The 16,440-nt window shown below is 63.3% G+C and carries 21 protein-coding genes; 7 read left to right on the top strand and 14 right to left on the bottom strand.

Features of this window, described 5'->3' with window-relative positions; genetic code table 11:
* Window positions 1-6: 6 nt before the first annotated feature.
* The 4 genes from LB565_RS15235 to LB565_RS15220 all read left to right on the top strand — a co-directional run bounded on the left by LB565_RS15235 (window position 7) and on the right by LB565_RS15220 (window position 2,681).
* Window positions 7-705 carry an aquaporin gene (locus LB565_RS15235; RefSeq protein ID WP_224585352.1) on the top strand — a complete coding sequence of 233 codons (699 nt, stop codon included), beginning with the start codon at window positions 7-9 and terminating at the stop codon, window positions 703-705.
* Complete coding sequence (arsC, locus tag LB565_RS15230; RefSeq protein ID WP_224585350.1) at window positions 702-1,115, top strand: arsenate reductase (glutaredoxin); 414 nt, start codon at window positions 702-704, stop codon at window positions 1,113-1,115. The genes LB565_RS15235 and arsC overlap by 4 nt, the downstream gene beginning before the upstream one ends.
* Window positions 1,116-2,297: an MFS transporter gene (locus LB565_RS15225; protein WP_224585338.1), complete on the top strand. Its 1,182-nt coding sequence runs from the start codon at window positions 1,116-1,118 to the stop codon at window positions 2,295-2,297. It abuts the gene before it with no gap.
* Between the two features lie 162 nt (window positions 2,298-2,459).
* A complete protein-coding gene (locus LB565_RS15220) occupies window positions 2,460-2,681 on the top strand; it encodes a hypothetical protein (RefSeq protein ID WP_224513282.1) in 222 nt (73 codons plus the stop codon).
* Window positions 2,682-2,787: 106 nt separating this feature from the next.
* Here LB565_RS15220 and LB565_RS15215 read toward each other — a convergent pair whose 3' ends face one another.
* The 13 genes from LB565_RS15215 to LB565_RS15155 all read right to left on the bottom strand — a co-directional run bounded on the left by LB565_RS15215 (window position 2,788) and on the right by LB565_RS15155 (window position 12,989).
* Window positions 2,788-3,735 carry a S1/P1 nuclease gene (locus LB565_RS15215; protein ID WP_224585336.1) on the bottom strand — a complete coding sequence of 316 codons (948 nt, stop codon included), beginning with the start codon at window positions 3,733-3,735 and terminating at the stop codon, window positions 2,788-2,790.
* A 209-nt stretch (window positions 3,736-3,944) separates the two neighbouring features.
* Window positions 3,945-4,229 carry a PRC-barrel domain containing protein gene (locus tag LB565_RS15210; RefSeq protein ID WP_224585334.1) on the bottom strand — a complete coding sequence of 95 codons (285 nt, stop codon included), beginning with the start codon at window positions 4,227-4,229 and terminating at the stop codon, window positions 3,945-3,947.
* An 80-nt stretch (window positions 4,230-4,309) separates the two neighbouring features.
* Window positions 4,310-4,723, bottom strand: a complete 414-nt coding sequence (locus tag LB565_RS15205; RefSeq protein ID WP_224585332.1) for an MAPEG family protein — start codon at window positions 4,721-4,723, stop codon at window positions 4,310-4,312.
* A gap of 68 nt (window positions 4,724-4,791) precedes the next feature.
* Window positions 4,792-5,277 (bottom strand): SRPBCC family protein, encoded by a 486-nt coding sequence (locus tag LB565_RS15200; RefSeq protein ID WP_224585330.1) that lies wholly within the window; start codon window positions 5,275-5,277, stop codon window positions 4,792-4,794.
* Entirely contained in the window at window positions 5,274-5,615 is a 342-nt protein-coding gene (locus LB565_RS15195) for an ArsR/SmtB family transcription factor (RefSeq protein ID WP_224585461.1), read from the bottom strand. The genes LB565_RS15200 and LB565_RS15195 overlap by 4 nt, the downstream gene beginning before the upstream one ends.
* 323 nt (window positions 5,616-5,938) lie before the next feature.
* Window positions 5,939-6,268 (bottom strand): DUF2934 domain-containing protein, encoded by a 330-nt coding sequence (locus LB565_RS15190; protein WP_224585327.1) that lies wholly within the window; start codon window positions 6,266-6,268, stop codon window positions 5,939-5,941.
* Between the two features lie 116 nt (window positions 6,269-6,384).
* A complete protein-coding gene (locus tag LB565_RS15185) occupies window positions 6,385-7,494 on the bottom strand; it encodes a mandelate racemase/muconate lactonizing enzyme family protein (protein WP_224585325.1) in 1,110 nt (369 codons plus the stop codon).
* Window positions 7,495-7,549: 55 nt separating this feature from the next.
* Complete coding sequence (locus LB565_RS15180) at window positions 7,550-9,988, bottom strand: FAD-dependent oxidoreductase (protein ID WP_224585323.1); 2,439 nt, start codon at window positions 9,986-9,988, stop codon at window positions 7,550-7,552.
* Window positions 9,989-10,133: 145 nt separating this feature from the next.
* Window positions 10,134-11,135 carry a L,D-transpeptidase gene (locus tag LB565_RS15175; RefSeq protein ID WP_224585321.1) on the bottom strand — a complete coding sequence of 334 codons (1,002 nt, stop codon included), beginning with the start codon at window positions 11,133-11,135 and terminating at the stop codon, window positions 10,134-10,136.
* 164 nt (window positions 11,136-11,299) lie between these two features.
* Window positions 11,300-11,584, bottom strand: coding sequence for a DUF982 domain-containing protein (locus LB565_RS15170; protein ID WP_224585319.1), 285 nt, complete (start codon window positions 11,582-11,584; stop codon window positions 11,300-11,302).
* A gap of 23 nt (window positions 11,585-11,607) precedes the next feature.
* On the bottom strand, window positions 11,608-11,910 hold the full coding sequence (locus tag LB565_RS15165; RefSeq protein ID WP_224585316.1) for a DUF982 domain-containing protein: 303 nt from the start codon (window positions 11,908-11,910) through the stop codon (window positions 11,608-11,610).
* Between the two features lie 198 nt (window positions 11,911-12,108).
* Entirely contained in the window at window positions 12,109-12,336 is a 228-nt protein-coding gene (locus LB565_RS15160) for a hypothetical protein (RefSeq protein ID WP_095768463.1), read from the bottom strand.
* Window positions 12,337-12,854: 518 nt separating this feature from the next.
* A complete protein-coding gene (locus tag LB565_RS15155; protein ID WP_318012160.1) occupies window positions 12,855-12,989 on the bottom strand; it encodes a hypothetical protein in 135 nt (44 codons plus the stop codon).
* Window positions 12,990-13,223: 234 nt separating this feature from the next.
* Between LB565_RS15155 and LB565_RS15150 the strand changes: the two genes are divergently transcribed.
* Window positions 13,224-13,589 (top strand): hypothetical protein, encoded by a 366-nt coding sequence (locus tag LB565_RS15150; RefSeq protein WP_224585314.1) that lies wholly within the window; start codon window positions 13,224-13,226, stop codon window positions 13,587-13,589.
* A gap of 60 nt (window positions 13,590-13,649) precedes the next feature.
* On the opposite strand, the gene LB565_RS15145 is transcribed toward LB565_RS15150, so the two are convergent.
* The gene (locus LB565_RS15145) at window positions 13,650-14,381 is read right to left on the bottom strand and encodes a GntR family transcriptional regulator (protein ID WP_318012162.1); all 732 of its coding nucleotides are present in this window, start codon (window positions 14,379-14,381) and stop codon (window positions 13,650-13,652) included.
* 186 nt (window positions 14,382-14,567) lie between these two features.
* On the opposite strand from LB565_RS15145, the gene LB565_RS15140 reads away from it, so the two are divergent.
* Together LB565_RS15140 and LB565_RS15135 are read left to right on the top strand one after the other, a co-directional pair.
* Window positions 14,568-15,584: an SIS domain-containing protein gene (locus LB565_RS15140; protein WP_224585310.1), complete on the top strand. Its 1,017-nt coding sequence runs from the start codon at window positions 14,568-14,570 to the stop codon at window positions 15,582-15,584.
* 40 nt (window positions 15,585-15,624) lie between these two features.
* Window positions 15,625-16,437 carry a PfkB family carbohydrate kinase gene (locus LB565_RS15135; protein ID WP_224585308.1) on the top strand — a complete coding sequence of 271 codons (813 nt, stop codon included), beginning with the start codon at window positions 15,625-15,627 and terminating at the stop codon, window positions 16,435-16,437.
* Window positions 16,438-16,440 lie beyond the last annotated feature (3 nt).

The following is a 16,440-nucleotide window of genomic DNA, read 5'->3' as shown; positions in this document are numbered from 1 at the left end:
CTTACGATGAACACTTTCGATTTGCCGCGACGGTTCGCGGCTGAAGCTTTGGGCACCGGTCTGCTGGTGGCGACCGTCGTCGGCTCCGGTATCATGGCCGAGACGCTGACGCATGACATCGCGCTGGCGCTGCTTGGCAACACGCTTGCAACCGGCGCCATGCTGGTGGTGTTGATCACCATCCTCGGGCCGATCTCCGGCGCGCATTTCAATCCAGCCGTTTCGCTGGTGTTCTGCCTCAACCGGTCGCTGCCAACCCGCGATCTTGTTGCCTATCTCGCCGCGCAGGTCGCCGGCGGCATTGCCGGCACGTTGGCGGCACATCTTATGTTCGCCCTACCGATGCTGGAGGTCGCGACGAAGCTGCGTGCCGGGCCGGCGCAATGGTTCTCGGAAGTGGTCGCGACATTCGGCCTTGTCGCCGTCATCCTTGCGGGTCTCCGTTTCGAGCGGCGGGCCGTATCGTGGCTGGTCGGGCTCTATATCACGGCCGCCTATTGGTTCACGGCGTCCACGTCTTTCGCCAATCCCGCCGTCGCCGTGGCGCGCTCGCTTACCAACACCTTCTCCGGCATCAGACCGGTCGATCTGCCGGGCTTCATCATCGCCGAACTGCTCGGCGCCTTGATCGCGCTCGCGCTGATGGGCTGGCTGCTCAGGCCCAAAACCGTTCAGCAATACCAGCCACTGAAAGCAGAGCCATGACGGTCACGATCTATCACAACCCCGCTTGCGGCACCTCGCGCAACGCGCTCGCCATGATCCGCGCTAGCGGCGAGGAGCCGGTGGTGGTCGAATATCTGAAGACGCCGCCGAGCCGCGAACGGCTGCTCGAACTGATCGCCGCGATGGGGATTTCTGCGCGCGATTTGTTGCGGGAGAAAGGAACCCCTTACGCCGACCTCGGCCTCGCCGATCCGAAATGGAGTGACGACGAGCTGATCGATTTCATGCTCGCCCATCCCATCCTGATCAACCGGCCGATCGTCGAGACGCCGAAGGGAACAAAACTGTGTCGGCCGTCGGAAGCGGTGCTGCCGCTGCTCGATAATCCGGTGCGCGAGTTCGTCAAGGAGGATGGCGAGAAAGTCGCCTATGCGTCGGGGCAAGCCTGATTGGAAGCCACCGCGCCCATCGCACACAATCGCCGCGTCCTCGTTACGGCTCTTGGCATCACGCAGATTCTCGCCTGGGGATCGTCCTACTACCTGCCCGCGGTGCTTGCCGCGCCGATTGCCAAGGATACCGGCTGGTCGCTCGCCTCGGTCGTTGCCGGGCTGTCCTGCGGGCTCCTGCTTGCCGGGCTGGTGTCCCCCGTCACCGGGCGGCTGATCCAGCGCCATGGCGGCCGGCCCGTGCTTGCCGCCAGCTCGTTGCTGCTGGCTGCCGCGCATTCGCTGCTGGCGACGGCGACCGACTATCCTCTTTATCTGGTTGCATGGCTGCTCATGGGCCTGGGCATGTCGAGCGGCCTCTACGATGCCGGCTTCGCCACACTCGGCCGCCTTTATGGACAGGGCGCGCGGGGCGCTATCACCAACCTGACGCTTTTCGGCGGCTTTGCCAGCACCGTCTGCTGGCCGCTCAGCGCCTTCCTTGTCGAGCATGGCGGATGGCGTATCGCCTGCCTTTCCTACGCCGCGATCCATCTGGCGGTCTGCTTGCCACTCCATCTTTGGGTGATCCCGCCACCGCCGCCCGTGCCCGCGCCGATGAAGGACAGGTCGAAGGAGGCGTCGGCCACGGGCAGGACGCGGGCACGCTTCATTCTGCTGGCGTCGATCCTGACATTGGCCGCGATGATCGCGTCGATGCTCTCCGTCCACCTGCTGACCCTGCTGCAATTGCGCGGCGTGGGCCTGGCGGCCGCCGTCGGCCTTGGCGCATTGATCGGCCCGTCACAGGTCGGCGCGAGGGTGGCGGAACTGCTGATCGGCCGCAACCGGCACCATCCGATCTGGACGATGCTGACATCCGTGTCGCTGCTCGCGGCCGGGATCTGGCTGCTCCTGGCGAGCCATACATTCATCGCTCTCGCCTTGATCCTTTATGGCGCGGGTAACGGCATCCACACGATCGCGCGCGGCGCCCTGCCGCTGGTGCTGTTCGACCCGCGGCAATACGCAGCGCTGATGGGCAAGCTCGCGACGCCCAGCCTCATCGTCCAGGCGGCGGCTCCTTCCATAGGAGCGTTGCTTCTTGGCGTGGGCGGCGGCAATCTTGTCCTGAGTGCTCTCGCGGTTGCCGCCACGATCAATGTGGGGCTCTGCGCCTGCCTTATCTCGCTGCGCCGATAGCTTCGTCTCACGGCCTTGCAGGCTCGGCCGAACTTTACATTTTTGTAAATTGCCCTCGGCGGTCAAGTCGCGATACGGCTCGCCAGCGGTTCGGCTCGGCTATCCGCGTGATGGGCACTTCCGGATGAATGGGCCGAGCCGAATTCAACTTGGGAGAACGCTATGATTCGCAAGGTTCTGGTTGCAGCTTCGGTTGTTTCACTTTTCAGCATGCCGGCATTTGCGGCCACGCAGTATTGGGTGGCAAAGGACGCCACCACCAAGAAATGCTCGGTGGTTTCCACGAAGCCGGACGGCAAGAAACTGACCGATGCCGGGACGAAGGCCTACACGTCCCAGGCCAATGCCGAAAAGGCGCTGAAGATGCTGAAAGACTGCAAGTAAGCTTGCGCCTTCAGATTTGTGCCCGCTTCGGCATGCCGAAGCGGGCTTTTTTTCGCCTGCCGGCATCAAGGGGGCCGGCCAGGCCAGCAGGGCTCAGCCAATCCGCCTACTTGTCCGCCGCCAGCGTCTCGTTGAGCACGGCGGCCAGATGCAGGCCGCCGAGCGCGAGCTGCTCGACCGCCACCGGCGAGAATTTGTCGAAATAGACCTGGTCGAGGATCACCGCGTGCGGGTTGTCGGATTTGATCGCCGTGCCCTTGGGCAGCGCGCGATAGGCGTCCTCGGCCTTCTCATGGCATTCGGCCAGCCATTTTTCCGGAGTCTGGTCGGCGGCAGGCATGGCGGGCAGATGCGGGATGATGTCGGTCTCGAGGTCGAGCGCCACTTTGCCCCAGTCGTAGTATTTGAACAGGATCAGGCTTGAATCCCACACCGCATGGAAAGTCGTGAGGTCGCGGTAGGTCGAGCCGTCCGGCTTCGGCCGGTAGACGTTGAAGCTCACCGTCAGCGTATTGCCGCCCTGATCGCCCTGGCTGCCGTCCAGGCGCTCGACGCAGTGCAGCGGCTGGGACAGATCGCCGACTAGATGGATGACGAAGGCCAATGCCTGCCAGCGCTCCTCGTCGCTCTTGGCCGAATCGGCCAGGATCTTCTCCTGCGCCGGCAGCGCTCGCATCAGACAGAAGCCGAAACTCGCATTGTCCTTGCAGTCGCGCGCCGGGTCGTAGGCGGTTGTGCTGGCGCTCGCATCGCCTGGCTTCGACGCCAGCGGAATGTCGATGAAATGCCAGTTCGACGTCTCCTTGTGGTCGGCGCGATAGTCGTCGGCCCAACTCGCCACCGAAGCCAGCGAGACGGTGGCCGGCGGCTTCAGCCTCAGATGCGAACGCAATAGTTGCTCGATCACGTCATAGGCGTTTTGGCTGAGCCTATGCTGCGCGATCTCGGCGATCACCGCATGCCCTTCCTGGCCCCAGGCCAGTGCCTGGCCGCACATCGCCCCGCCCGTGACCGCTGTCGCCAGGCAAAATGCCGCCACAGCTTTCCACCCCATCGCCTCCTCCTTCGGGTTTTCGATCAAGTAAGTACAATGGAGGCTTGTGACACCGACATGAACAATCTCACGAACGCGAGGTTGGTGAGGCGGATGGGCAAGCGATTAGCGTATGTTCGTCACCGGACGAACGACTTGCCCGCAAGAAAATCCGGGCCGGCGAATGTCCAGCCCGGGCTCTCCTTTTCATTCACAAACGGCGAAGCGCTTCAGTCGCGATGCTCGGGCATCGCCTTCAACTGATCTTTCGTCCAACTGGTGACGGCATGCACATCGCCGTCCTCGTCGCGCATGAAATCGAGCTGGCTGGCGGCGACGGCCACCGGCTTGGCGCCGATGCCGAGAAAGCCGCCGACATCGATGACGACCTGGCTGCCGTGCAGGTGGTCGACCGAGCCGATCTTCTCGTCATCGGGGCCGTAGATGGCGGCGCCTTCGAGGATGTCCGGCGTAAGCTCGGCATTGGTCAGTCTTACATGGCTGGTGTGATCCATGGCGCATCTCCTGTGGTTGTACAGGGATGAACCTCCTATCGGGGCGAGGGTTCCGCCGACGCAGCGAAAAGCAGCGCTGCTCAGCGAAGCGCTGCCCATCCCGTCATGAGGATGAGGACAAGCGTGACCAGCGCGCCCGAGACATAGAGGATCGTCCTGACACTGCCGCCCTTGGCGACGTTTCCGCCATGCAGGTAGACCGCCATGTGCATGAGGCGTATCGCCAGGTGGATCCACACGAGCACCGCCAGCGTCACGGGTTCGACACCGGCCATCATCGCCAACACAGCGGGCACAACAAAGGGCGCGAGCGCCTCGACCGAGTTCATGTGGATCCGGTCGATGCGGTAGAGCGGATTATCGTCGTCCGCCGGGATGACCGGACCCGCAAGCTTGCCCGCAAATCCCTTGGACGAGCCGGAATAGATCGCCAGCGCCACCGACAGGAGACAGAGCGCGAGCACGCCAAGAATGCTCAACCAATAGGCTTCCATGGTCTGCTCTCCTCCTCATCGCTGTGGCCATGTCGGCCGCGGCTATCCGGCGATGCGGGCCGCTGCCGTCAGGCCGCCCGGGCAAAAAGCTCCTGGTACCGCTGCAGATAAAGCGGCCAGCCCTGATCGCCGTCGACGCCGCCGCGCACGCTTTCCCAGCCCTGGCCATGCCGTTCGATATGGCGATGCTCGATTTCGACCCGGGTTCGGTTTTCCGCCTCGGCCGTGAAACGGACTTCCCACTCGCTTGTGCGAGCGAGGTCGGTTTCGATCTGCCAGCGCGGGTTGATGTCCCAACTCAGAAGAAGCCGGTTCGGCGGCTCGTAGGCAAGCACACGCGCGAAGCGGCATTCCGACCCGTCGATGCCGCGGTCATAGACATGGCCGCCGACCCGCGGCTCGAAGATCGTTTCTGCGATCGGCACGGCGAGCAGATTGTGCTCGCGCGGTTTGAAGTTGCCGAAATCCTCGGTGAACACCTTGAAGGCGCGCGCGATCGGCGCCGCGACCACGACCGAATGCCTTACGGGAGCAGGGGCCGGTTGCTTGATCATGTTTCGTCCTCTGTCGGTTGCTCGACAATTTGCGCGTAGGCGGCAAGCGTCTTCACCCAGAACTGGTCGATCTCAGCCCGAAAGGCCGCGAGGCCATCCGGATCGATGCGGTAAATGCGTTCCTTGCCCGAGCGCGTGTCGGCCACCAGCCCGGCATCCTTGAGAACCTTCAGATGCTGCGACACGGCCGGCCGCGTTACGGGCAGCGCGTTGGCGAGCCCGCTGACCGAAGAGGGACGTTCGACCAGCAGTTCGAAGATCGTGCGCCGTGTCGGATCGCCGAGCGCTGTCCAATATTTCGCGTTAGTGGCCACTAACGCGAAACTAGGGCGAGGCATCGGCGCTGTCAACCCGGTGGAGAGTGCCACCTGTGGCCGGTCCGATTGGCTGGCCAACCGCCTCTTGGTGCAAGATTTTTCCGTTCATTTCTGTGAAATCAGCACAAACGCCAGGGATTAGTGGAGGCCGCCCCAACGTCGTCATTCTATGGCGGAGCAAGGAGCGTAGCGACGCGCGCAGACCCTGGAATACGCCGCCGCCGCCATTTTGCCTCTTGCCCAAAAGGGGCCGTCCCTACATGACGATCGCGATGGCGTTTCGGCCAATCTCCCAACGCGTGCCGCGTGCCAACGCAAACAGAGCCGACCGATCAAAATCTCCACTAGTCGACGCCGCGCTTGCGTGCTCGCAAATCTCGCGCCGCCTGCTCGATCGCCGCGCGGTCGTTGCCCAGCCTGTCGAGCAGCTCCTGCGCCTCCTCGCCCGAAATGCCGGTGCGCACCGCAAGCGCCTCCACCGTCAGCACGTCCGCGCTGTCGATCTCGCGCGTTTCGGGCAGCGCGTCGTCCGCTGTCAGCGGCAGGGCCGCTTCGCGGTCGATCTCCATTTCGGCCTGATGCCAGTGCCGTTCATGATTGCCGAGGATGCCGCCCTCGCGTTGAAAGATTTCATAGGCACGCTGCCTGATCTTCTCGGTCCGATCGTCGTCCATCGCCGTTCCTCCTTGCGTGTCACAAGAACGCGGGACAGGGCGGAACGATCCGCTTCGTTCACGAAGTGATCGCAGGCACAATTCCGGGCATCCACGGCGCAGCTTTGCGGCTAGAGTTACGGCCCGTATATCGCCACTGCTTTGCCGAACATGCCTGGCTCGGGTTTCAAGCCGAGCCCCGGCCGCTGCGGCACGGCGATATGGCCTTGCTTGATGACGACCGGGTGCTTCTGGTCGAAATGGCCCTTGATGTATTCCTGGGCGATCCAGGCGCCTTCCATGCGGCGCGGCTCGACTGTGGCGGCCAGATGCACGCAGGCCGCCGCGATGATGTCGCCGCCCCAGGCGTCGTCGCAACTGTGCGGCAGGGAGCGGATGGCGCAGAGATCGCGCACCGTCGTCATCTTCGTCAGGCCACCCAGACGTGTCACCTTGAAGCCGAAGCCGTCGGCAATGCCGAGTGAAATTGCCCTCAGCACCGCGTTCTGGTCGTCGGTGCTTTCGTCGAGATAAATCGGATGCGTCACGCGGCCTTTCAGCGTCGCGATCTCGTCCATCGTGTTGCAGGGCTGCTCGAAGATGAAGGGGATCGCTTGGCAGAGCCGGTCGAGATGGATCGCGGCGGCCGCCGTCAGGCCCCGGTTGCCGTCGACAGCGATGCGCGCCTTGAAGCCGACCGCTTCCCAGACCTTGTGGACGACGGCGACGTCTTCTTCGAGATTGCGCCCGCCGATCTTCACCTGCAGTCGCGGATAGCCGGCCTTCACCTTGTCGGCGGCAATCCTCGCCGTCTCGTCCGGGGTCCCGACGATCAGCGAATAATAGGCCGGCACGCGGTCGGTCAGCGCCCCGCCCAAAAGCGTCGAGACCGGCACGCCGAGTTTTTGGCCGAGCAGGTCGAGAAAGGCCATGTCGAAGGCAGCCTTGGCGTAGCCGTGCCCGTTGAGGCGCTCGTCCATCTGTTTGGCGAGCGCCCTGATCGAGGCGATCTCCGCGCCGATCAGCCCCGGCGCGATCTCGGCGATCGCGGCGCGGGCGCCCAGAGCATGATGCGGCTGGTAGACCGGGCCGATCGGGCAGGTCTCGCCCCAGCCGGCAAAACCGTCATCGGTGACGATCTCGACAAGCGTCGAGTCCAGCGCCTCCACATCGGCGCTGGCCATCCGGTAGACGCCGCCTTTGACCGGCAATTGCGCCGAATAGACGTTGATCCGATCGATGCGCATGCGGGCTTCCCTCCGAAGGACACGTCGGCAACGGGGCCTTTGCAGGCCCCGCCTATTACATCCGCGCCCTAGCCGAGGTCGGATCGTAAGGCGAATCCGCGATAACCTCGGCGATCTTCCAGTCGCCCAGGACCGCGACGTCGAGCTTGGTGCCCGGCTTCGAAAACCGCTCGGGCAGCAGCGCCAGCGCCACGTCATGCCCAAGCGCATAGCCGTAGCCGCCCGACGTGATGCGCCCGACCAGAGCGCCGTCGCTATAGAGCCCTTCATTGGCAAGCGTGCTTGCGCCATCGGTGTCGATCCTGAGCGTCACGGATCGCCGCTGGTCGTTGCGCTCCTTGTATTTCAGAACCGCGTCGCGCCCGACGAAGTCGCCCTTGTCGAGGCGGATGAAGCGCTCCAGCCCGCTCTCCAGCGCGTTGAGCTCCGGGTTCATGTCGCGATACATGGCGCGATAGGATTTCTCGAGCCTGAGCGACTCCAGCGCGTGCAGCCCGACCAGCCGCATGCCGTGCTTCTCGCCTTCCTTGAGGATCGCGTCGAGCAACTGCCGCTGGTAGGGCAGGGGGTGATAGAGTTCCCAACCGAGCTCGCCCTCATAGTTCACCCGCAGCAGCCGCACGTCGCTTGCCAAGGCGACGCCGCCCGTCTTCACGCCGAACCAGGGAAAGCTTTCGTTGGAAAGGTCGATCTCCGTGAGGGGCTGCAGCACGGCCCGCGCGTTCGGCCCGACGACCGTGAAGCAGCCGCGATCGTTGGTGACGTTCTTCAAGGATACGCTGCCGTCGGCGGGAAGCAGTCTGGAAAGATCGTCGGAATTCCAACGCTCGGCGCGCGGCGTCGAAATCAGGTAGAACAAGTCCTCGCCGAGACGCGCCACCATATATTCCGCCTGCACGCCGCCGCCGGCGGTCAGGTGATGCGCCAGTGTCACCTTGCCAACGGCCGGCAGGCGGTTGGCGACGATCCCGTCCAGCCAGGCAGCCGCATTCGGGCCGGACACTTCGAACTTCGTCATCGGCGTCATCTCGACCAGTCCGACGGCGTTGCGCACCGCCAGCACTTCCTCGCCGACGAGGTTACCCTTAGGTGTCCAGCGCCAGCTATACTGATCCTTGGCCTCTATGCCGTCGCGCGCGAACCAGTTAGGCATCTCCCAGCCATTGAGCACGCCCCAGACCGCTCCCAGTTCCGTCAGCCGGTCATAGGACGGTGCGGTCTTCTGCGGCCGGGCGGCGGGCATGTCCTGCCCCGGATATTTCTGCTCCGCATGCGTGCCCCAGGCCTCGCGCACCTTCTCGCGCGTCCAGGCCTTATTGGCGTAATCGCCGAAGCGGCGCGGATCGAGATCGGAGGTGTCGAGGCCGTTGCCGCCCTCGACGATCCGCTCCGACAGATAATAGCCGATCGTGCCGCCCCACAGGATACCGCCCGGCACGCCTTCGGCCAGCCAGACATTGGGCAGCCCCCAGGCCGGTCCCATCAAAGGCAGCTCGTCTGCCGTCATCTGGAACGGTCCGCGCACATTGGCCTTGATGCCGACGCGCCCGAGCGCCGGGACCAATTGCAGCGCCTGTTCCCAGTTCCATGACACCGCTTCGAAATCCTCTTCCAGCAGGTCGGCGCCGAACCAGGCAGGCACGCCGTCCTCGGCGAACAGCTTCAGGTTTTCGGTGCGTTCGTAAGGCCCGAACATCAGCCCATCGCCTTCTTCGCGCAGATATCCTTCAAAACCCTCGTCGCGCAGGATCGGCATTTCGGGCCGCCCGGCGCGCTTGCGCTCTACGATTTCCGGCACCGCTTCGGTGATCCAGTACTGGTGCAGGATCGGGATCGCCGGGATGTCGAGGCCGAGCAGCGCCCCGGTCTGGCGCGCATAATTGCCGGTGGCGCAGACGACATGCTCGCAGGTGATATCACCGTTATTGGTCTGGACGAGCCACTCGCCGCCGGGCGTCCGCTTGAACCCGGTGACCTCCGTATTGAGATAGACCTTGGAGCCGAGATCCCGCGCGCCCTTGGCCATGGCATGGGTCACGTCGGCCGGTGCGATGTGCCCGTCGTCGGGATGGTAGAGTGCGCCGAGCATTTGCCTATTGTCGAGCAGCGGCCAGAGCTTGCGCGCCTCGTCGGGCGTGAGCAATTGCGCCCGAATTCCCTGCACCTCGGCGACGCTCATATAGCTCTTGAATTCGTCGAGCCGGTCCCTGGAATTGGCGATGCGCAGCTGGCCGCATTTGTGCCAGCCCACCGGCTGCCCGGTCTCGGCCTCCAGCCCCTCATAGATCTCGATCGTCTTGTTGATCATCCGCCCGACATTGATGTTGCGGGCATAGGAGGGGATCAGTCCCGCCGCGTGCCAGGTCGAGCCGGCCGTGAGCTGCGTGCGTTCCAGCAGCGTGACATCGGTCCAGCCGCGCTTGGCCAGGCCGTAAAGAATACCCGCGCCGACGCATCCTCCGCCAACGATCACCACCCGCGCATGTGTCTGCATCAAATCACCAATTTCGACCGTTCAGAGCAAAGTGCCGCTGAAAGCTACAGTTGGTGATTGGCGGTGTAACGTCTCCAAAAATGAGGGATTACGATAAATTGGGCTTATGCAGAAATATGCGCGGCATGGCTCGGGCCTGCGGTACTCACCTGGCTTGCCCCTCTTGCGCGGCCTCGTCCTTGAAGTCGACCCTCGTGCCCGGCTTGACCATGGCGGCGAGGTCCTCGGCATCCCAGTTGGTCATCCGGATGCAGCCATGCGAGAAGGTGGTGCCGATCTTGCCCGGGTCGGGCGTGCCGTGGATCCCGTAGCTTTCGATCGAAAGGTCGATCCACACCGATCCGACGGGATTGTTGGGCCCTTTGGCGATGGTGAAGGGATGCCTGGTCTTCACCCCCTTGAAGGCGAATTTCGGATTGTAGCGATAGGTCGGATTGTGCACCACGCGCTTGACCTCGGCCGTGCCGCTCGGCGCCGGCTTTTCCTCGCTGCCGATCGAAGCCGGATAGACCGCAATCGCCTTGCCCGACGCATCGAGGGCGCGCACCTGGCGGGATGCCTTGTCGACCTCGATGCTGGCAATCTGTGAAGGAGGATCGCCTCGGCCGACGTCAGGCACCACCAGGGTCGTCCCGGCCTTGCTGAATCCCGCGCGGAGGTTGAGCATCCTCACCAATTGTTCGCTGACATGAAACCGCTCCGCCAGCTTCTCCCGTGCGTTGCGGTAGCCGAGGCGCTTGAGATGCGCCATGCTCTCCATGCGGGCCGGAATGCGCTTGGTGAAGGGGCCGCGCACATCCTTGGCCGTGACTTCGTATGTCGTCAGCACAGGGCCGGCGAACGTTGCTGCGAGCTTGTCCCAGGTCTCCCGCGTAAGCTTGCCGTCGGACTGCAGCCCGTTCGCCGCCTGGAAGGCCGCGACGGCCTTTGTAAAGTTCTCCGAAACGCGGCCGTCGATCAGGCCGGGAGAGAAGCGGGCGCGATCCAGAAGCACCTGCGCCTTGAGCAGCATGGGGCTGACGCCGTTCGGTTCGCCCTCGCTGAACTGTGCCTGGTTGACGGCGTTGGGCTCCAGCCTTGCTGCATGCGCGCCGCCGCATGCAAGCGCGAGCGCCACCACCGCAACGAAAACAACGAGCCTGATCATCGACATCACTCCGGAACCGCGACAAGGACCTGCCTCTATGACGCGGCAGCCCCGATTCTGGTTCCTGCCCGGGGCGGGCGGAGTGAAAACCGTCGCAAGTGCTTCGCTACCGGCGATCGCGGCTGAAGATGAATGAGGCGGCGCTGGCCGCCGCCCCAAACACATCAGACATGTTTCGGCTGAGCAATTCCCGGGATGGGGGGAATGGCGCCATCCTCGATGAGGATATCCTTCTTGCGAGCAAAGGCGACGAAAACACCCCTCGCTGTTTCCGCATCCACATCCCCAGCCAGGGCGGCCCTGCAGGCGCGGATCGCAGCCTTCTGCTCGGGGCTGTTGCCGCACCAGTCGATGACAAATTGATAGGCGTCCGCCACAGTGTTCAACTGACGCGGAAATCCCAGTCCTACCCAGACATGGATTGGCTTTTCGAACGGTTTGGCGAGCATCACGAACCCTCCTCGATCCGCGACTAGGCGGTCAGCCCGCCGCCCTTGCCGCCTTTGCCGATCATCCAGGGCAAGGTGGTGCTCACGTCTTCCTGGATTCTGGCGGACTTCGCAAAACCGCAAAATGCCTCTCTGGCGGCCGTCAGCGGGAAGCCGCTGTCGAATGCCCGCTGGCAGGCGCGCAGCGCCGTTTCATAGATCGGCCCACGCCGGTTCTTGGGCCATTCATAAAGAAATTCCAGGGCATCTTCGAGGCAGGCGATTTCCTGGATGAGGCTGTTTCCGCTCTTGACGAAAACAGGGCTGTCGAACATTCGATCGTTCATAAGATCCTCCAAATCGAACGAACAATTTGAGTTTGGGACGGGCGGGGATCAGCGGTCCGCGCCTGGGATGCGATATGGGTTTACGAGTTCGAGCCGTCAAGGACTTGGCGCATGCCGTCATGTCCTATTTCGCAGGCGCAATGTTCCGCGCGCTGTTCGGTCGGTCAGCTGGCACCCAAGCCGCCGGCGGCGGCCTTGTCAGCGACTGGAATTGAGCTTCTGGATACGTCCCTTATCCAGCCGGAACACGCCGTCCGTACCGCCTTGCTGTTCGAAGTCGGTTTGAAGCTCGTCCCACGTGCCGAGATATGCGCCGCACTCGGCGCAATGGATCGGTGTTGCGGGCTGGGCATCGGCCGGGATCTGCAGACGGATGGTGCCGCAAAACGGGCATTCCAGTTTGTGGTCCAGATATTCGCCAGCCATTTTGCGGAGCATCGCGCAACCAGCACGTCTTCGCAAGCAGGGAATTTCCGACGAGCTTTGCTTCAGCCGGCTCGATCCTCGAAGCAGGCGGTCGCGAAACGCCGCCGCCAGATCTGGCGGGCACCCGCCGCATTCAAGTCGGTCACACGCGGCTTGAGGTGGATGTCTGAGCACGCGCCCTTATAATACGTGCTTCTCGCAGAAGCGACGGTCGGTCGCGCCCGACGGCCTTTATCAGCCTCCTGGCTTGAGCCTCCGAGATGCCGGTTTTCTCTTTCAGCAGAATGACGAGCTGCTTGTCGTCAATTCGACCGTGGGAACTGCCTTCACCGGGTTCAGTCATGACAAAGATCCTCCTTCCAATCGAACTAGAAGGACCGTCGAAAGTTTCAACTCGGTTTTGCTTGGCTAGGCGCTCGGCGGTGGCGCTATCTGCCCAGCGGTCTTCGCCAGGTGAATCGGGCTGACGGAAAGCCGTCCCAGACCCGATTTTAGCTGTCGAGCCCGGAGCTCGCCCGTCAAAGCGGCTCGATCTCCGAAAACAGCCAGTCGCGAAACGCCTTCACCTTGCGCTGGCGGATCGCTTCCGGCGGATAGACCAGATAGAAGCTCGACACCGCCTTCAGCGCGTGGTCGAACGGCCGCTCTTTCACCTATTTCGCCCGCGCGCTGGCGCGCCGGCCTATCTCTATCTCATGCAGAACGAGTTCATGACCGGCGAGACCATCCACATCGACGGCGGGCAGCGGCTGGTGTGAGCAGGTCAGGCCGGAACCCCGATTTGAAGCTCCGGCGTCATTTGTCGCCATCGATCAGTGCCGGCATAGCTGCCAGGCCTGCGCTAAACATAGCGTTTCCGGGGGAACGCTAATATAGATGATGCTCGAATGAGCAGCGCCTCCGCACCGTCGAGGAATGCCATGCGAAGGGTCATCGTCACAGTCATGTGGATTGCCGCCGCGACAGGCGTCGACGCCCATGACTGGTACGAGAACAAGTTTGACCCGGTGACGAACTTCAAATGTTGCGGCGGCACGGATTGCCGTCCCATCCCCGAATCCTCAGTGCAGTCGAGGGCCGACGGCGGCTACGTTTACTTGCCCGATGGTTTCAATATCCCGCGAGACCGCGTGCAGGAATCGCCGGACGGCCGTTATCATATTTGCGAGAACCATTACGTGATAACCAACCAGCCCTATCTGCGCTGCTTCTTTGCGCCGCGCCTCAAAGTCTCGCGGCTGCTTCCGCGCTAGTCACGAGGCTCTCGATAACTGCGTCGCACTTGACACCGGTCATCGCCGCCGTTTGAGCTTTCACTTTCGTGCGAAGCTGAAGGCGAAATGGCTGCCGCGATGATAGACGGCGGCATGGACGACCGGGGTTCCGGTCCCATCGAAACAGGTTTCCGTAATGAGCAGGGCGGGCCCGAAGTCGCGCAGGTCGTTGCGCTGCACGATTTCGTCGGGCAGCGCAACGGCTGCAACGGAGGCGGCCGACATACGCGGCTGATGGCGGTGCTTTTCCAGCAGGGCGAGCAGCGAGCCGCTCCATTCGATGTCGAAAAGGCGCCCCGGCAAAAAGCTGCGCGGTACGTAGTCGAGCGAATAGATAAGGGGTAGATCGTTGTGCAGCCGCAGCCGTTCAAGCCGGATGACGCGCTCTCCATCCGCCAGGCGCAATTGCTGCTGGATCAATGGATCGGGCGTTTCCTCGGCGATGGAAAGAACCTTGTTGACGGTGTTGTAGCCATAGTGGCGCGACATGTCGGTCACGCTTTCGAACACCGTGATTGGACGGTCGACCTGGACGGCGGAGTTCGCGGTCACGAAGCGGCCGAGACCATGGGTGACGGAGATGATGCCGTCCTGTTCGAGAAGCTTCAGCGCTTCGCGCAGGGCAGGGCGCGAGATGCGGAAGCGCTGCGTCAGCTGGGATTCCGTTGGCAGCCGGTCGCCGGGCTTGAGCCCTTCGGTCCTGATGAGGTCGGCCAAGCGGTCGCGCAGCTGAACCGCCAATGTGCGCGCATCCCGAAGCGGCTCGTCCAAGTCCCTCTTCCCCATTGTGCCAACTCTCCTTTTGTTGTCGGACAATCGCGCTCAGGTCAAGCGGCGGCATGCCGTGGCGATCGCATGGCGTACAGGCAACGCATGCGAACCGATCCGCAAAATTCCCCTTGAAATGTGTTCCTATAGATGTCAGTTGTCTTACAACTAAAACCGATCGAGGGAACGATGCTCAATTTCGATGAAGCCCGGTTTATGCGCATCCAATCGGGGGCGGTGGCGTTGCGCGAGCGCATTGAGGCCGTTGTGGCACAGTGCCTCGCCGCCGGGGCGCAAAACATCTTCTTTCTCGGCACCGGCGGTGCAGCGATCCTGATGCATCCGGCCGCGCAATTGCTGCAGCGCCGATCCGGCTTTCCGGCCTTTCTCGATATCACCGCCGAGCTGCAGCTCGTCCCATCCGTGCACCTGACCGACAAATCGATCGTCGTGTTGCCCTCGCTCTCCGGTACCACGAAGGAAAGCGTGGCGCTGCTGTCCCGGATCAAGGACGTCGGGGCGACGGTGATCACGCTGGTCGGACATCAGGAGACGCCGCTCGGCAAGGGCGGGGACCACGTCTTCGTCAACTTCGCCGAGGACGACACGTCCTGCGAGTCCTTCTATCTCCAGTCGCTCTTCATCGCGCTTGCAGTGCTGAAGCATCGCGGCGAGCTCGCCGAATCCGAACGGATTTTCGCCGAACTGGAGCAGTTGCCGCGACTGCTGCTGGAGGTGAAGCGGAGCTATGAACAGGAAGCCGCCGGCTTCGTCGCGCAAAAACTGGCCGCCTCCGACTATCACATCATAACCGGCGCCGGGAATGTCTGGCCGCAGGCCTGGTATTACGGCATGTGCATCCTGGAGGAGATGCAGTGGATCCGGACCCGTCCCGTGCATGCTTCAGACTTTTTCCACGGCACGCTGGAGCTGGTGGACAAGGAAGTCAGCGTCGTGCTCTTCAAGGGCGAGGACAGCGCCCGGCCGCTGGCCGATCGCGTCGAGAAATTCGCGCCTACCTATACGGACAAGTTGACGGTGCTCGACACGGCCGATTTTGAATTGCCCGGCATTTCGCCGGATGTGCGCGCGCTGGTTTCGCCGATCGTGCTCGCGACCGCGCTCGAACGGGTCAGCGCTCATCTCGAGGTGATCCGCAACCACCCGCTGACGACGCGCCGCTACTACAAGCGTGTTGCCTATTGAGCTTAGCCCTCGGCGTCAGCTTGATCGCGTAGCACAGGATATGAGCAGCTTTCGATTTGCCGCCGTCGGCGACAACTGCATCGACCGCCTCGGAGCGCCGATCGGCCGCTCGCTGGTCGGCGGCAACGCGCTCAACGTTGCTGTCCAGCTCGCGCGGCTTGGCCATAACAGCTTCTATTTCGGCGCCGTCGGCCGCGACGCAGAGGGCGAACGCACCCGCGCCGAGCTCGAAGCCAATCGTGTGGCGGTCGAGCACCTGCGTGTAGGCCAGCGCAACACCGCCTGGACCGACATCAAAGTCTTGCCGTCCGGCGAGCGTTTGATCGCCGCCGAGGATTTCGGCGCTTGCGCCGGCTATGCGCCGGATGAGGCCGAACTGGCGATCCTGGGGACGATGGATCACGTCCATATCGGCTGGCTGAACGATGGAGGCGCCTTGCGCAGGCGCCTGTCGCGGGCGGGCGCCAGCGTCTCGCAGGACATTTCGGTCAACGCCGATCCCGCCGATCTCGGTGTGGAGGGTTTGAGCGTAGTTTTCTGCTCGACTGGCCAATCTCGCGATGCGGCCGAAGCAATGGCCGCGGATCTCCTGTCGCGCGGCGCAGGCTGCGCCGTCGTCATGCGCGGTGCCGAGGGGTCGGTGGCGCTGACGGCCCGCGAGAGCGCCGAGACTGGGATCCGCCCGGTCGAGGTCGTCGACACGACTGGCGCCGGCGACAGTTTTATTGCCGGTTTCCTGCATGCCTGGCTGGCCAGGAAGCCGCTGGTGCAATGCCTCGAAAGCGGCCGCGACCATGCCGCTCTGACCTGCCGCCATCTCGGCGGCTTTCCCCAGGAGGGGATGCCGCATTGAAGC

Source organism: Mesorhizobium sp. CA14 (genome assembly GCF_020165195.1).
In the GTDB taxonomy this organism is placed as follows: domain Bacteria; phylum Pseudomonadota; class Alphaproteobacteria; order Rhizobiales; family Rhizobiaceae; genus Mesorhizobium.
This window is presented reverse-complemented; position numbering and strand designations above follow the sequence as displayed.

What these genes read in the sequence shown, in the direction of transcription:
- LB565_RS15160 (WP_095768463.1), bottom strand. Translation starts at nt 12,336, where the DNA reads ATGGCTGGCGAATATCTGGACCACAAACTGGAATGCCCGTTTTGCGGC.
- LB565_RS15165 (WP_224585316.1), bottom strand. Translation starts at nt 11,910, where the DNA reads ATGAACGATCGAATGTTCGACAGCCCTGTTTTCGTCAAGAGCGGAAAC.
- LB565_RS15175 (WP_224585321.1), bottom strand. Translation starts at nt 11,135, where the DNA reads ATGATCAGGCTCGTTGTTTTCGTTGCGGTGGTGGCGCTCGCGCTTGCA.
- LB565_RS15205 (WP_224585332.1), bottom strand. Translation starts at nt 4,723, where the DNA reads ATGGAAGCCTATTGGTTGAGCATTCTTGGCGTGCTCGCGCTCTGTCTC.
- LB565_RS15185 (WP_224585325.1), bottom strand. Translation starts at nt 7,494, where the DNA reads ATGCGCATCGATCGGATCAACGTCTATTCGGCGCAATTGCCGGTCAAA.
- arsC (WP_224585350.1), top strand. Translation starts at nt 702, where the DNA reads ATGACGGTCACGATCTATCACAACCCCGCTTGCGGCACCTCGCGCAAC.
- LB565_RS15135 (WP_224585308.1), top strand. Translation starts at nt 15,625, where the DNA reads ATGAGCAGCTTTCGATTTGCCGCCGTCGGCGACAACTGCATCGACCGC.
- LB565_RS15210 (WP_224585334.1), bottom strand. Translation starts at nt 4,229, where the DNA reads ATGGATCACACCAGCCATGTAAGACTGACCAATGCCGAGCTTACGCCG.
- LB565_RS15140 (WP_224585310.1), top strand. Translation starts at nt 14,568, where the DNA reads ATGCTCAATTTCGATGAAGCCCGGTTTATGCGCATCCAATCGGGGGCG.
- LB565_RS15150 (WP_224585314.1), top strand. Translation starts at nt 13,224, where the DNA reads ATGAGCAGCGCCTCCGCACCGTCGAGGAATGCCATGCGAAGGGTCATC.
- LB565_RS15215 (WP_224585336.1), bottom strand. Translation starts at nt 3,735, where the DNA reads ATGGGGTGGAAAGCTGTGGCGGCATTTTGCCTGGCGACAGCGGTCACG.
- LB565_RS15190 (WP_224585327.1), bottom strand. Translation starts at nt 6,268, where the DNA reads ATGGACGACGATCGGACCGAGAAGATCAGGCAGCGTGCCTATGAAATC.
- LB565_RS15195 (WP_224585461.1), bottom strand. Translation starts at nt 5,615, where the DNA reads ATGCCTCGCCCTAGTTTCGCGTTAGTGGCCACTAACGCGAAATATTGG.
- LB565_RS15200 (WP_224585330.1), bottom strand. Translation starts at nt 5,277, where the DNA reads ATGATCAAGCAACCGGCCCCTGCTCCCGTAAGGCATTCGGTCGTGGTC.
- LB565_RS15220 (WP_224513282.1), top strand. Translation starts at nt 2,460, where the DNA reads ATGATTCGCAAGGTTCTGGTTGCAGCTTCGGTTGTTTCACTTTTCAGC.
- LB565_RS15170 (WP_224585319.1), bottom strand. Translation starts at nt 11,584, where the DNA reads ATGCTCGCCAAACCGTTCGAAAAGCCAATCCATGTCTGGGTAGGACTG.
- LB565_RS15235 (WP_224585352.1), top strand. Translation starts at nt 7, where the DNA reads ATGAACACTTTCGATTTGCCGCGACGGTTCGCGGCTGAAGCTTTGGGC.
- LB565_RS15180 (WP_224585323.1), bottom strand. Translation starts at nt 9,988, where the DNA reads ATGCAGACACATGCGCGGGTGGTGATCGTTGGCGGAGGATGCGTCGGC.